Origin of the sequence: Arenimonas sp. GDDSR-1 (genome assembly GCF_025980345.1) — a bacterium.
Taxonomy (GTDB): Bacteria; Pseudomonadota; Gammaproteobacteria; order Xanthomonadales; family Xanthomonadaceae; genus Arenimonas.
In genome coordinates this window covers 1-12,614 of the sequence record NZ_JAPDUI010000005.1, presented here as the reverse complement: position 1 = coordinate 12,614, position 12,614 = coordinate 1, and the positions used below count along the sequence as shown (strand labels likewise).

General features: G+C 59.2%; 25 protein-coding genes and 1 pseudogene. All 26 read right to left on the bottom strand.

Features of this window, described 5'->3' with window-relative positions; genetic code table 11:
* Positions 1–19 precede the first annotated feature (19 nt).
* The gene (rpsD, locus tag Q0W88_RS01680) at positions 20–646 is read right to left on the bottom strand and encodes a 30S ribosomal protein S4 (protein WP_297799329.1); all 627 of its coding nucleotides are present in this window, start codon (positions 644–646) and stop codon (positions 20–22) included.
* A 20-nt stretch (positions 647–666) separates the two neighbouring features.
* Positions 667–1,062 carry a 30S ribosomal protein S11 gene (gene rpsK, locus Q0W88_RS01675; protein WP_297799328.1) on the bottom strand — a complete coding sequence of 132 codons (396 nt, stop codon included), beginning with the start codon at positions 1,060–1,062 and terminating at the stop codon, positions 667–669.
* Between the two features lie 12 nt (positions 1,063–1,074).
* The gene (gene rpsM, locus Q0W88_RS01670; protein ID WP_297799326.1) at positions 1,075–1,431 is read right to left on the bottom strand and encodes a 30S ribosomal protein S13; all 357 of its coding nucleotides are present in this window, start codon (positions 1,429–1,431) and stop codon (positions 1,075–1,077) included.
* A gap of 196 nt (positions 1,432–1,627) precedes the next feature.
* Positions 1,628–2,998 (bottom strand): preprotein translocase subunit SecY, encoded by a 1,371-nt coding sequence (gene secY / locus Q0W88_RS01665; RefSeq protein ID WP_297799324.1) that lies wholly within the window; start codon positions 2,996–2,998, stop codon positions 1,628–1,630.
* A gap of 4 nt (positions 2,999–3,002) precedes the next feature.
* Entirely contained in the window at positions 3,003–3,440 is a 438-nt protein-coding gene (gene rplO / locus Q0W88_RS01660; protein ID WP_297799322.1) for a 50S ribosomal protein L15, read from the bottom strand.
* 20 nt (positions 3,441–3,460) lie between these two features.
* Positions 3,461–3,643, bottom strand: coding sequence for a 50S ribosomal protein L30 (rpmD, locus tag Q0W88_RS01655; protein ID WP_297799320.1), 183 nt, complete (start codon positions 3,641–3,643; stop codon positions 3,461–3,463).
* On the bottom strand, positions 3,643–4,161 hold the full coding sequence (rpsE, locus tag Q0W88_RS01650) for a 30S ribosomal protein S5 (protein WP_297799318.1): 519 nt from the start codon (positions 4,159–4,161) through the stop codon (positions 3,643–3,645). The genes rpmD and rpsE overlap by 1 nt, the downstream gene beginning before the upstream one ends.
* A gap of 103 nt (positions 4,162–4,264) precedes the next feature.
* The gene (gene rplR / locus Q0W88_RS01645) at positions 4,265–4,618 is read right to left on the bottom strand and encodes a 50S ribosomal protein L18 (protein WP_297799316.1); all 354 of its coding nucleotides are present in this window, start codon (positions 4,616–4,618) and stop codon (positions 4,265–4,267) included.
* Between the two features lie 32 nt (positions 4,619–4,650).
* Positions 4,651–5,178 (bottom strand): 50S ribosomal protein L6, encoded by a 528-nt coding sequence (gene rplF, locus Q0W88_RS01640; protein ID WP_297799314.1) that lies wholly within the window; start codon positions 5,176–5,178, stop codon positions 4,651–4,653.
* Between the two features lie 12 nt (positions 5,179–5,190).
* Positions 5,191–5,586 carry a 30S ribosomal protein S8 gene (gene rpsH / locus Q0W88_RS01635; RefSeq protein ID WP_297799312.1) on the bottom strand — a complete coding sequence of 132 codons (396 nt, stop codon included), beginning with the start codon at positions 5,584–5,586 and terminating at the stop codon, positions 5,191–5,193.
* Between the two features lie 53 nt (positions 5,587–5,639).
* Positions 5,640–5,945 (bottom strand): 30S ribosomal protein S14, encoded by a 306-nt coding sequence (gene rpsN, locus Q0W88_RS01630; RefSeq protein WP_297799310.1) that lies wholly within the window; start codon positions 5,943–5,945, stop codon positions 5,640–5,642.
* A gap of 12 nt (positions 5,946–5,957) precedes the next feature.
* Complete coding sequence (rplE, locus tag Q0W88_RS01625; protein WP_297799307.1) at positions 5,958–6,503, bottom strand: 50S ribosomal protein L5; 546 nt, start codon at positions 6,501–6,503, stop codon at positions 5,958–5,960.
* A gap of 11 nt (positions 6,504–6,514) precedes the next feature.
* A complete protein-coding gene (gene rplX, locus Q0W88_RS01620) occupies positions 6,515–6,829 on the bottom strand; it encodes a 50S ribosomal protein L24 (protein ID WP_297799305.1) in 315 nt (104 codons plus the stop codon).
* Between the two features lie 14 nt (positions 6,830–6,843).
* A complete protein-coding gene (rplN, locus tag Q0W88_RS01615; protein ID WP_188448695.1) occupies positions 6,844–7,212 on the bottom strand; it encodes a 50S ribosomal protein L14 in 369 nt (122 codons plus the stop codon).
* Between the two features lie 14 nt (positions 7,213–7,226).
* Positions 7,227–7,493: a 30S ribosomal protein S17 gene (gene rpsQ, locus Q0W88_RS01610; RefSeq protein ID WP_297799304.1), complete on the bottom strand. Its 267-nt coding sequence runs from the start codon at positions 7,491–7,493 to the stop codon at positions 7,227–7,229.
* Between the two features lie 14 nt (positions 7,494–7,507).
* The gene (rpmC, locus tag Q0W88_RS01605; protein ID WP_297799302.1) at positions 7,508–7,693 is read right to left on the bottom strand and encodes a 50S ribosomal protein L29; all 186 of its coding nucleotides are present in this window, start codon (positions 7,691–7,693) and stop codon (positions 7,508–7,510) included.
* The gene (rplP, locus tag Q0W88_RS01600; protein WP_188448688.1) at positions 7,693–8,106 is read right to left on the bottom strand and encodes a 50S ribosomal protein L16; all 414 of its coding nucleotides are present in this window, start codon (positions 8,104–8,106) and stop codon (positions 7,693–7,695) included. The genes rpmC and rplP overlap by 1 nt, the downstream gene beginning before the upstream one ends.
* Before the next feature lie 5 nt (positions 8,107–8,111).
* Positions 8,112–8,816 (bottom strand): 30S ribosomal protein S3, encoded by a 705-nt coding sequence (gene rpsC, locus Q0W88_RS01595; RefSeq protein WP_297799298.1) that lies wholly within the window; start codon positions 8,814–8,816, stop codon positions 8,112–8,114.
* An 8-nt stretch (positions 8,817–8,824) separates the two neighbouring features.
* Positions 8,825–9,166 carry a 50S ribosomal protein L22 gene (rplV, locus tag Q0W88_RS01590; protein WP_297799296.1) on the bottom strand — a complete coding sequence of 114 codons (342 nt, stop codon included), beginning with the start codon at positions 9,164–9,166 and terminating at the stop codon, positions 8,825–8,827.
* A gap of 12 nt (positions 9,167–9,178) precedes the next feature.
* Positions 9,179–9,448, bottom strand: coding sequence for a 30S ribosomal protein S19 (gene rpsS / locus Q0W88_RS01585; protein ID WP_297799294.1), 270 nt, complete (start codon positions 9,446–9,448; stop codon positions 9,179–9,181).
* Positions 9,449–9,454: 6 nt separating this feature from the next.
* Positions 9,455–10,282 carry a 50S ribosomal protein L2 gene (gene rplB, locus Q0W88_RS01580; RefSeq protein ID WP_297799292.1) on the bottom strand — a complete coding sequence of 276 codons (828 nt, stop codon included), beginning with the start codon at positions 10,280–10,282 and terminating at the stop codon, positions 9,455–9,457.
* Positions 10,283–10,292: 10 nt separating this feature from the next.
* Positions 10,293–10,586, bottom strand: a complete 294-nt coding sequence (gene rplW / locus Q0W88_RS01575; protein ID WP_297799290.1) for a 50S ribosomal protein L23 — start codon at positions 10,584–10,586, stop codon at positions 10,293–10,295.
* Positions 10,583–11,185: a 50S ribosomal protein L4 gene (gene rplD / locus Q0W88_RS01570; RefSeq protein WP_297799287.1), complete on the bottom strand. Its 603-nt coding sequence runs from the start codon at positions 11,183–11,185 to the stop codon at positions 10,583–10,585. The genes rplW and rplD overlap by 4 nt, the downstream gene beginning before the upstream one ends.
* Positions 11,186–11,196: 11 nt before the next feature.
* On the bottom strand, positions 11,197–11,847 hold the full coding sequence (gene rplC, locus Q0W88_RS01565) for a 50S ribosomal protein L3 (protein WP_297799285.1): 651 nt from the start codon (positions 11,845–11,847) through the stop codon (positions 11,197–11,199).
* An 8-nt stretch (positions 11,848–11,855) separates the two neighbouring features.
* Positions 11,856–12,167, bottom strand: coding sequence for a 30S ribosomal protein S10 (rpsJ, locus tag Q0W88_RS01560; RefSeq protein WP_188448671.1), 312 nt, complete (start codon positions 12,165–12,167; stop codon positions 11,856–11,858).
* A gap of 239 nt (positions 12,168–12,406) precedes the next feature.
* Positions 12,407–12,614: pseudogene (locus Q0W88_RS01555) on the bottom strand (elongation factor Tu); the annotation flags it as partial.

Here is a 12,614-nt window from a genome sequence, read left to right as displayed (position 1 = left end):
ATGACACTCCTGAAGAATATTACTTCGAGTACAGTTCGACGATCAGCGCTTCATTGATGTCCGAAGGCAGATCCGCGCGGTCCGGAATCGCTTTGAACACGCCGGAGAATTTGTTGCTGTCCACTTCACACCAGCTCGGAACGAGATCCATCTGCTGGGCAAGGTTCAGCGCTTCCTGCACGTTCAGGTGCTTTTTCGCGCGTTCGGTCAGTTCGATGCTGTCGCCGGCTTTGACCTGATAGGACGGCAGATTGACGCTCTTGCCGTTGACCAGGATGGCCTTGTGGGACACCAGCTGACGGGCGGCCGGACGGGTGACTGCGAAGCCCATGCGGTAAACCACGTTGTCGAGACGGGTTTCCAGGATCTGCAGAAGCATCTCGCCGGTGTTGCCTTTGCGGCGGGCAGCTTTCGCGTAGTAACCGCGGAACTGACGTTCCAGCAGGCCGTAGATACGCTTGACCTTCTGCTTTTCACGCAGCTGGGTGGCGTAGTCCGACAGCTTGCCTTTCTTGGCGGCACCGTGCTGACCGGGTTTCTGTTCGAGTTTGCACTTCGAATCGAGGGCACGGGCGGGGCTTTTCAGACTGAGGTCTGCGCCTTCGCGACGTGACAGTTTGCATTTTGGACCAATATAACGAGCCATGACTTATTGTTCTCCTTCCCTTAGACGCGGCGCTTTTTAGGCGGACGGCACCCGTTGTGCGGGATTGGGGTCACGTCGATGATGTTCATGATTTTGTATCCGCAGGCATTCAACGCGCGGACGGCGGATTCACGGCCCGGACCCGGACCTTTGATGCGGACTTCCAGGGTTTTCACGCCGTAATCCAGGGCGGTTTTGCCGGCCTTTTCCGAAGCGACCTGAGCGGCGAACGGAGTGGATTTGCGCGAACCGCGGAAACCGGCACCACCGGAGGTGGCCCAGCTCAGGGCATTGCCCTGACGGTCGGTGATCGTGATGATCGTATTGTTGAAGGAAGCATGGACGTGGGCGACGCCGTCGGTGACGACGCGCTTGATCTTCTTCTTCGCTTTGGTGGCAGCTGCAGCTTTGCTCATGTGCGTACTTCCTTACTTCTTGATGGCTTTACGCGGACCCTTACGGGTACGGGCGTTGGTACGCGTGCGCTGGCCACGCAGCGGCAGGCCGCGGCGGTGACGCAGGCCACGGTAGCAACCGAGGTCCATCAGACGTTTAATCGAGATGCCGACTTCGCGACGCAAGTCGCCTTCGACCGTGAATTTGGCCACTTCCAGACGGAGTTTTTCAACTTCCGGCTCGGACAGGTCCCGGATCTTGGTGGACGGATTGACACCCGCCGACTCGCAGACCGATTTGGAACGGGTGCGACCAATACCATAAATGCTTTGCAGGCCAACCCAGACATGCTTCTGAGCAGGCAAATTGACACCAGCTATGCGCGCCATCAGGCGTTCTCCGTAAAAGATTCACCGCGAGGGGAATCGAAAATTATAACAGGGCTTCGGGTTAATTAAAAGTCCCGGCGGTTAATACCGCCTGAACCTGGCATAGGGAGTGTGCCTATGCTCCAGCGACAAGACCGTGGTGGATGCCTAACCGGCCACCCGCCCCGCGCTACTCCAGCGCAGGGCATCCATGGGCTTACCCGCGCGCGAAGCTGCCGCGCGAGCCGCTCTTCAAATTGGCCTTCTTCATCAGGCCTTCGTACTGATGGGAAACCAGGTGCGCTTGAACCTGCGCCGTGAAGTCCATCACCACAACCACCACGATGAGAAGCGACGTTCCGCCGAAAGCGAACGGGACGTTAAACCCGGCGCGCATCAGCTCCGGGGTCAAACAGACCAGCACCAGATACAGGCCGCCGATCAGGGTTAAACGGGTGAGCACGCCGTCGATGTAATCGGCCGTAGCCTTACCTGGACGGATGCCCGGAATCAAGGCGCCGGACTTCTTCAGGTTATCCGCGGTTTCCTGGGAGTTGAACACCAGGGCGGTATAGAAGAAGGCAAAGCCGAGAATCAGAGCGCCGTATAATAGCATATGCAGCGGTTCATTGGGGGCCAAAGCCTGCGCAACGGACTGCAGACCGCGGAACAGGGTCCCACGCCAGCCTTCTGCTTGGGCCGCGTCCGTGCTCATCCAGGTCGAAATGGTGGCTGGGAACAGGATCAGGCTGGAGGCGAAAATGGCCGGAATGACGCCGGACATGTTCAGTTTCAGCGGCAGGTGCGAACTTTGGTTCATGTAGGCTTGGCGACCGCCCTGGCGACGGGCGTAGTTCACGGTAATGCGGCGCTGGCCGCGCTCCATGAACACCACGAAATAGGTGACGCCGAGCACCAGGGCGATGATCACGAAAATCGCGAACACGCTGATGTCGCCGCTGGAAACCTGCTGCAGGGTGGTGATCATCGCAGACGGGAGTCCCGCCACGATGCCCGCGAAGATGATCAAGGACACACCGTTGCCGATGCCGCGTTCGGTAATCTGCTCGCCCAGCCACATCAGGAACATGGTGCCCGCAGTCAGCGAAACCACGGCAGTGACCATGAAGCCCATGCCTGGCGAATAGACGGCACCCGGCTGCGCCTGCAGCCAGCTGACGATTCCGAAGCTCTGGAAGATGGCCAACGGGATCGCGCCGAGACGGGAGTACTGGGTCAGCTTGCGACGACCGGCCTCGCCTTCCTTCTTCAGCGCTTTCCAGGGCTCATACATTTGGCCCATCAGCTGTACGATGATGGACGCGGAGATATAGGGAACCACGTTAAGCGCCAACAGGCTGAAGCGATGCAGGGCACCGCCGGAGAACATGTTGAACATGTCCACGATGGTACCCTTCTGGCTTTCCATGAGCTGCAGCATGACTTCCGGATTGACGCCCGGCACCGGAATGTAGCTGCCGATGCGGTAGACGATCAGAGCCAGAACCACGAACATGAGGCGCTGGCGGAGCTCGGTGAATTTACCGAGCTGGCCGAACAGGGATGTCGCTGAGCTTGCTTGAGACAAGGGATTACTCCGTTACCGAACCGCCGGCGGCTTCAATGGCGGCTTTGGCACCTGCGGTGGCCAAAACGCCCTTCAGCACGAACTTCTTGGTGATTTCGCCTTTCTTGACGATTTTGGCCTGCTTGGCTTTGGCCGGAACCAGCTTGGCGGCACGCAGAGCGGCAAAATCGATTTCAGCGATATCCAGCTTTTCCAGCTGATACAGCAGCACTTCGGCAGTGTCGTTCTTCAGCTTGGAGCGGAAGCCGACTTTCGGCAGGCGCTTTTTGAGCGGCATCTGACCGCCTTCGAAGCCCGGCTTGATCTTGCCTTTACCGGTACGGGCGAACGAACCTTTATGGCCGCGGCCGGCGGTTTTGCCGAGACCCGAACCGATACCGCGACCGACACGGACGCGCTCTTTGCGGGCGCCGGGTGCGGGAGACAGGGTATTTAATTGCATGTGATTTCTCCTAAGCCCGATTACGATTCAACGCGAACCAGGTAGTGCAGCTGATTGATCAGACCGCGCACCGAAGGGGAATCCTTCAATTCACGGACATCGTTGATTTTATTCAGACCCAGAGCCTTGACGGACAGGCGGTGGCGCTGTTGGCAGCCACGCAGGCCTTTGACCAGGCGGACCTTGACGGTTTTCTCGGACATTAGACGATCTCCTCAACTTTCTTGCCGCGTTTGGCGGCAATGCGCGACGGCGACTGCATGACAGTCAGACCTTTGACGGTCGCACGCACCAGATTGATCGGGTTGCGCGAACCGATGGCCTTGGCCAGCACGTTCTTGACACCCACGGCTTCGAACACGGCGCGCATGGCACCGCCGGCGATCACGCCGGTACCTTCGGAGGCCGGCTGCATGTAAACACGGGCTGCGCCGTGGCCGGATTTGACCGGGTGCCACAGGGTGCCTTCGTTCAGATCGACGCTGATCATGGTCTTGCGGGCCTGGTCCATCGACTTCTGGATGGCGACCGGGACTTCGCGGGCTTTGCCGTAGCCGAAGCCGATTTTGCCGGAACCATCGCCGACAACGGTCAGCGCGGTGAAGGTGAATTGACGACCGCCTTTGACGGTTTTGGATACACGGTTCACGGCGACCAGCTTCTCGATGAAGCCGTCTTCGCTTTCCGCGTTGCGGTTACGTTCGCGTTCGTTGCTGCTCATATGAGCTCCTAATCAGTTTGTAAATTGTACGGCTTGGCCGCTTATGGTTGTATGGAACTGGGCGGAAACCGGAGTTTCCGCCGGGCACTGCTTCGGGTAAATCTTAGAACTGCAGACCGCCTTCGCGTGCCGCCTCGGCCAAAGCCTTGATGCGGCCGTGGTAGCGGTAACCGGAACGGTCGAATGCGACGCGCTCGATGCCGGCAGCACGGGCTTTCTCGGCGATGGCGCGACCGACCTTGGCGGCGGCATCGACGTTCTTGCAGTTGGCAAGACCGTTTTTGACGTCGGCCTGGACGGTCGAAGCGGATGCCAGGACTTTCGAGCCGTCGGCGGTGAACACCTGGGCGTAAATGTGCTGGCCGGAACGCAGAACCGACAGACGGGCCACACCCAGATCACGGATGTGCGAACGGGTGGTTTTGGCGCGGCGGAGACGGGCAATATTCTTTTTCATGGTAGGGACCTCGAGGATGCCGAAAACCTTAATTAGGCTTTCTTAGCTTCCTTCATAATGATTTTCTCGCCGGCGTAACGGATGCCCTTGCCCTTGTAAGGCTCGGGTTTGCGGTAAGCACGGATCTTGGCTGCGACTTCACCGATCAACTGCTTGTCGGCGCCCGAAATCAGGATTTCGGTCTGCGTCGGCGTGGTGATGGTGATGCCGGCAGGCGCGGTGAACACGACCGGATGCGAGAAGCCCAGGCTCAGGTTCAGATTGCTGCCTTCGACGGCGGCGCGGTAACCCACGCCGACCAGTTCCAGCTTGCGGGTGAAGCCTTCCGAGACGCCGGTGACCATGTTGGCCAGAATGGCGCGCAGGGTACCGGTCAAGGCGATGCTTTCATCGTTGGCGGGAGTCAGCAGGATCTGCCCGTTATCGACGGCGACGTCGACATTGGACGGCTTGGCGATGTTCAGGGTGCCTTTCGGACCCTTGACTTCGATGTTGCCGTCGACGGACTTCAGTTCAACGCCCTTGGCGAGCGCGATTGGCTTTTTGGCGACGCGTGACATGGTGCGTTCTCCTTAGGCCACGAGGCAGATGACTTCGCCGCCGACACCCGCAGAGCGGGCCTGGCGATCGGTCATCAGACCTTTCGAGGTGGAAATGATGGCTACGCCGAGACCGCCGAGCACGCTCGGGATGCCGTCTTTGCCGCGGTACTGGCGCAGGCCGGAACGAGAAACGCGTTCCAGACGCTCGATGACCGGACGGCCTTCGTAGTATTTCAGGGCGATTTCGAGTTTAGCGGCGGCTTTCTCGCCGATAACGCGGAAGTCGCCGATATAGCCTTCGGCTTTCAGCACGTCGGCGATGGCGAGCTTCATTTTCGAAGCCGGCATCGAAACCTGGGGCTTGCCGACGGCGAGTGCGTTCTTGATGCGCACCAGCATATCGGCGATTGGATCAGTCATGCTCATTGGAAATATCCTTGTTGATTAAAGCATCGATATCCGCGATCTTTCGATTGCGATTACCAGCTGGCCTTGCGAAGGCCGGGAACGTCGCCACGCATGGTGGCTTCGCGCAGTTTGTTGCGGCCGAGACCGAACTTGCTGTACACGCCGCGTGAGCGGCCGGTGAGTTCGCAGCGGTTGCGGACGCGGGCCGGCGAGGAATCGCGCGGCAGCTTCTGCAGTTTGATGACGGCTGCTTCCTTTTCTTCGTACGAGGCGGTGGTGCTGGCGATGATCTTCTTCAGATCGGCGCGCTTGCCGGCGTACTTCTGGACCAGTTTCTTCCGCTTGATGTCGCGGTTTACCATTGACGTCTTAGCCATATGTGCCTCGGATCAGTTACGGAAGGGAAAACCGAAGGCTTCGAGCAGTGCCTTGGCTTCTTCGTTGGTTTTGGCGGTGGTGGTCACGGCGATATCCATGCCGCGCATCGCGTCGACGGCGTCGAAGTCGATTTCCGGGAAGATGATCTGTTCCTTGATGCCCATGTTGTAGTTGCCGCGGCCGTCGAACGAGCGGCCGTTCACGCCACGGAAGTCGCGCACGCGCGGCAGCGAGATATTGATGAAGCGGTCCAGGAATTCGAACATCTTGTCGCGGCGCAGGGTCACCTTGCAGCCGATCGGCCAGCCGTCACGGATCTTGAAGCTGGCCACCGAAACGCGGGCGTTGGTGACGATCGGCTTCTGACCGGAAATCTTGGCCATGTCGGCCACGGCGTTTTCCAGGATCTTCTTGTTGCCGACGGCTTCGCCGACACCCATGTTCAGGGTGATCTTGCTCAGGCGCGGCACTTCCATGACGTTCTTGTAGCCGAACTTCTCGATCATTTTCGGCACAACGACGTCTTTATACATTTTTTCCAAACGGGTATTGCTCATGTCATCATTCCTCAGGCGTCAATCGCCTCGCCGCTCGAGCGGAACACACGCAGTTTGCGTCCATCCTCGAGCACTTTAAAACCAACCTTCTCGCCCTTGCCCGAAACCGGGTTCAGCAGCATGACGTTGGACACGTGAATGGGAGCCTCGCGCTCGATGATGCCGCCGGCCTGGCCGGTCTGCGGGTTGGCTTTGGTATGGCGTTTGATGATGTTGATGTTCTGCACGACGACCTTGTCGCCGGCGATACGCACAACTTCACCTTTTTTGCCTTTGTCGGAACCGGCGATCACGATCACCTGGTCGCCTTTACGGATACGGTTCATAGTTCTTCCTTCGCTCAGAGCACTTCAGGGGCCAGCGAAACAATCTTCATGAACTTCTCGGTGCGCAGCTCGCGGGTTACTGGCCCGAAGATGCGGGTACCGATCGGTTCCTGCTTGTTGTTCAGCAGAACGGCGGCATTGCCGTCAAAGCGGATCAGCGAACCGTCACCGCGGCGCACGCCCGAACGGGTGCGGACCACGACGGCGTCATACACTTCGCCTTTCTTGACCTTGCCGCGCGGAATGGCATCCTTGACGGTCACTTTGATGATGTCGCCGATGTGGGCGTAACGGCGTTTGGAGCCGCCCAGCACCTTGATGCACATCATTTCCTTGGCGCCGGAATTGTCGGCGGCTTCGAGGTAGCTTTGTACCTGGATCATACTCGGTCTCCTCGTTATTCGGCGGCTGCGCGGGTGATCACTTCGACCACCTGCCAGTTTTTGGTTTTGGACATCGGGCGGCACTCGGCCACGCGCACCAGATCGCCTTCATTGCAGGCATTGGTTTCGTCGTGGGCATGCAGCTTGGTCGAGCGGCGCAGGTACTTGCCGTACAGGGCATGCTTGACCTGGCGTTCGACGAGTACCGTTACCGTTTTATTCATTTTGTTGCTGACAACACGTCCTTCGACGGTGCGCAACTGCTTAGTCTTCTCGGTCATGGTAAAGGCCCTGATTACTTGGAGTTCGCCAGCAGCATGTTGACGCGCGCGATTTCGCGGCGGACACGGCTGATGTCGTGGGTTTTGGCTAATTGGCCCGTGGCTTTCTGCATGCGGAGCGAGAATTGCTCCTTGTGCAGGTCCAACAGGTGGGCCTTCAGATCAGCCGGATTTTTCTGACGCAGTTCTTTGAGTTCCATTAGCGCACCGTCCGGACCACGAAAGTGGTCTGTACTGAGAGTTTAGCGGCAGCCAGACGGAACGCTTCACGCGCCGTGGCTTCCGGAATGCCTTCGATTTCATAAAGCATGCGGCCGGGCTGGATCGGGGCGACCCAGTACTCGACGTTGCCCTTACCGGCGCCCATGCGGACCTCGATCGGCTTCTTGGTGATCGGCTTGTCCGGGAACACGCGGATCCAGAGCTTGCCGCCGCGCTTGACATAGCGGCTCACCGTACGGCGGGCAGCTTCAATCTGGCGGGCGGTCAGGGCACCGTGGGTGGTGGCCTTCAGGCCGTATTCGCCGAAGCTCACGGCCGAGGCGTTCCAGCTCAGGCCGTCGTTGCGGCCCTTGAACTGTTTGCGGTATTTGGTACGTTTCGGTTGCAACATTTCAATTACCTCGCTTCACGGGCAGGACGCGAAGAACGCTGGGGAGCGGCATCTTCCACTTTTTCCTGGCCAACTTGGCTGAAGTCGAACACTTCGCCTTTGTAGATCCACACCTTGACGCCGATGATGCCGTAGGTGGTGGACGCTTCGGCGGTGCCGTAGTCGATGTCGGCACGCAGGGTATGCAGCGGCACGCGGCCTTCGCGGTACCATTCCGAGCGGGCGATTTCAGCACCGTTCAGTCGGCCACCGACGTTGACCTTGATGCCCAGAGCGCCGAGGCGCATGGCATTGCCGACAGCGCGTTTCATGGCGCGGCGGAACATGATGCGGCGTTCCAGCTGCTGGGCGATCGATTCGGCGACCAGTTGGGCGTCGAGTTCAGGCTTGCGGACTTCCGCGACGTTGATGTGCGCCGGAACGCCCATGACATCGGAAACTTCCTTCTTCAGCTTCTCGATGTCCTCGCCGCGCTTGCCGATCACCACGCCCGGACGGGCGGTGTGGATGGTCACGCGCGCCGTCTTGGCCGGACGCTCGATGGTGATTTTGGAGATGCCGGCCTGGGCCAGCTTCTTGCGCAGCATGGCGCGGACTTTCAGATCCGCAACCAGGAACTGGCCGTATTCGCCCTTTTTGGCGAACCATTTGGAGTTCCAGTCTTTGGAGATGCCAAGACGGATACCGGTAGGATGTACTTTATGACCCATGACTGCCCTTAACCTTTTTTACCGGAACCCACCACCACGGTGATGTGGCTGGTGCGTTTGGAAATGCGAGTGCCGCGGCCTTTGGCGCGGGCCATGAAACGTTTCAGAATCGGACCTTCGTCGACCATGATGGTGGCGACTTTCAGTTCATCGACGTCCGCGCCGTTGTTGTTTTCGGCGTTGGCGGTGGCGGACCACAGCACCTTGTAGATGATGTGAGCGGCTTTCTTGTCGCTGAACTTCAGCAGGTCCAGGGCGCGCGAAACCGGCAGACCGCGGACCTGGTCGGCGACCAGACGGGCTTTCTGCGGCGAGATGCGGCTGGAACGGAGGATAGCTTTTGCATTCATGACCTATACCCCTTATTTACCGGACTTCTTGTCGCCGCCGTGACCTTTGAAGGTACGGGTCAGCGCGAATTCGCCCAGTTTGTGACCAACCATGTTTTCGTTCACGAGGACCGGAACATGCACCTTGCCGTTATGCACGGCAATGGTGAATCCGACCATTTCGGGAAGAACCATGGAACGACGCGACCAAGTCTTGATCGGCTTTTTGCTGGTGCCCGCTGCTTCCACTTTTTTAATCAAGTGGTGATCAACGAACGGACCTTTCTTTAATGAACGTGCCATTGCCTATCAACCTCTGCGATCGCGCACGATGAACTTCTGGGTGCGCTTGTTCTTACGAGTTTTGTAACCCTTGGCCGGAGTGCCCCATGGGGAGACCGGATGCGGATTACCCTGACCTGCTTTCGCCTCACCACCGCCGTGCGGATGGTCGACCGGGTTCATGGCCGCGCCGCGGACGGTCGGCTTGATGCCGCGCCAACGCTTGGCACCGGCTTTACCCAGTTTTTCGAGGCTGTGTTCGACGTTGCCGACTTCACCGATGGTGGCGTAGCAATCGACCGGTACTTTGCGCATTTCGCCCGAACGCAGACGCAGCGTGGCGTAGCCGCCTTCACGGGTAATCAGCTGGGCACCGGCACCTGCGGCACGGGCCATCTGGGCACCCTTGCCCGGCTTCATTTCGATGCAATGCACGGTCGAACCGATCGGCATGTTGCGCAGCGGCAGGGCGTTACCGGCCTTGATCGGCGCTTCCTTGCCGGCAATCAGCTGATCGCCGACCTGCAGGCCTTTCGGCGCGATGATGTAACGGCGCTCGCCGTCGGCGTAGCACAGCAGTGCGATATGGGCAGTGCGGTTCGGATCGTATTCAATGCGTTCAACGCGGGCAGGAATGCCCTCTTTGTTGCGCTTGAAGTCGATGATCCGGTAGGCCTGCTTGTGACCGCCGCCGATGTGACGGGTGGTAATGCGGCCGTGGTTGTTACGGCCACCGGTTTTGGATTTCTTCTCAGTCAGCGCTTCCAGCGGACCGCCCTTGTGCAGGCCGGCGGTGGAAACACGGACCATGGCGCGACGGCCAGGCGAAGTGGGTTTAAATGTCATCAATGCCATGGGTTCTGCCTCAGGCCTTTGCCATTACGTCGATCGACTGGCCTTCGGCCAGACGAACGTAAGCTTTACGCCAGTCACCGCGACGGCCGGCGCGATTACGGAAGGACTTGTTCTTGCCCTTCACGTTCAACACGTTGACCGATTCGACTTTCACGCTGAACAGGGACTCAACGGCGGACTTGACGTCGGCCTTGGTCGCGTTCTGGGCTACTTCGAACACGTACTGGTTGTCTTCTTGGATCCGGGCGGTCTTTTCGGACACACGCGGGGCGCGGATTACTTGGAGCAGTTTTGCGGTGCTCATGCCAGCCACTCCTCTACTTTCTTGACGGCTTCAGCGGTCATGACCACGTGCTGGGCACCGACCAGGGCGGCCGGATCCAGACCTTGGACGTCGCGGATCTGCACGTACGGGATGTTGCGGGCGGCCAGATACAGGTTTTCCGAGCCGCTTTCGGTGACGATCAGCGGGCTGCCGACCTTCATTTCAGCGAGCTTGGCGACCAGAGCCTTGGTTTTCGGTTCGGCAACGTCGAGGCTGTCGACCACGGTCAGGCGCGACTGGCGGTTCAGTTCCGACAGGATCACGCTGATGGCGGCGCGGTACATCTTCTTGTTGACCTTCTGCTCGAAGCTGCGCGGCTTGGCAGCAAACGTCACGCCGCCGCCGATGAAGATCGGAGCGCGGTAATCGCCGTGACGTGCACCGCCGCCCTTCTGCTTCTTGAATTTCTTGGTGGTACCCGAGACTTCGGCGCGGGACAGCTGTGCCTTGGTACCGGCACGACCGGCGTTGCGGAAAGCAACGACGACCTGATGCACCAGATCACGATTGAATTCGCGACCGAAGACCGCGTCGGAAACCGACAGGGCTTGGGCGCTACCTACTACTGAGAGTTCCATGCTTTGACTCCTCAACCCTTGGTGCCGGGACGGACGATGACATCGCCGCCGGGGGCGCCCGGAACGGCGCCGCGAACCGCAATCAGACCGCGTTCGGCATCAACTTTGATGACTTCGAGGTTCTGCGTGCTTTGGTTCACTGCACCCATGTGGCCGGACATTTTCTTGCCCGGGAAAACGCGACCTGGGGTTTGGCGCTGGCCGATCGAACCCGGGGAACGATGCGACAGCGAGTTACCGTGAGTGGCATCGCCCATTTTGAAGTTGTAACGCTTGATCGTGCCCTGGAAGCCCTTACCCTTGGTCACGCCCTGGACGTCGACGATCTGGCCAACCGAGAAGATGTCGGCTTTGATTTCGCCGCCCACTTCGAAGTTGCCGAGATCCTTGGCATCCACGCGGAATTCCCAAAGGCCGCGGCCCGATTCCACTTTCGCCTTGGCGTAGTGGCCGGTCAGCGGCTTGCTGACCAGGGAGGCACGCTTGGCACCGGCAGTAACCTGCACGGCGGAGTAACCGTCGGTTTCAGCGGTTTTGATTTGTGTGATGCGGTTCGGGGTGGCTTCAATCAACGTAACCGGCACGGACTGGCCGTCTTCGGTGAAGACGCGGGTCATGCCGGCCTTGCGGCCCACCAAACCTAATTGATATTTAACGGTCATGTCCTACCTCAGCTCAGCTTGATCTGGACATCGACGCCAGCGGCGAGCTCGAGTTTCATGAGCGCGTCGACGGTCTTGTCGTTCGGGTCAACGATATCCAGCACGCGCTTGTGCGTACGGGTTTCGTATTGGTCGCGCGCGTCCTTGTCGACGTGCGGCGAGACGAGAATGGTGTAACGTTCGATCTTGGTCGGCAGCGGAATCGGACCGCGCACTTGGGCGCCGGTACGTTTCGCGGTTTCGACAATCTCGCTGGCTGAGCGATCAATGAGACGATGATCGTACGCTTTCAGCCGGATTCGGATTTTTTGATCCGCCATGGCGAATTCCTTCAGTTATAAAGAGCGACAGAATCGGGAACACAGACGGTCCCGACCCCCTAAAAAAGCTCAGCGGATCGATACCTGATCCACTGAGCCGGTAATTGTAATACGCGCGAGAGCTGTCTGTCAACAGCGCGAACCCGTATCTTTACCCGTCCTGGGTGCGAACTCGAGGTACATCCTTGTCCTCATTTCGCTTGTGTTCAGCCGGCCGAAGCCGGCTGAGGGCAAATCAGTTACTTGATGACTTTGGCCACCACGCCGGCGCCGACGGTACGGCCGCCTTCGCGGATCGCGAAACGCAGGCCTTCGGTCATGGCGATCGGGGCGATCAGGCTCACCACCATCTTCACGTTGTCACCCGGCATCACCATTTCCACGCCTTCCGGCAACTGGCAGGCGCCGGTCACGTCGGTGGTGCGGAAGTAGAACTGCGGACGGTAG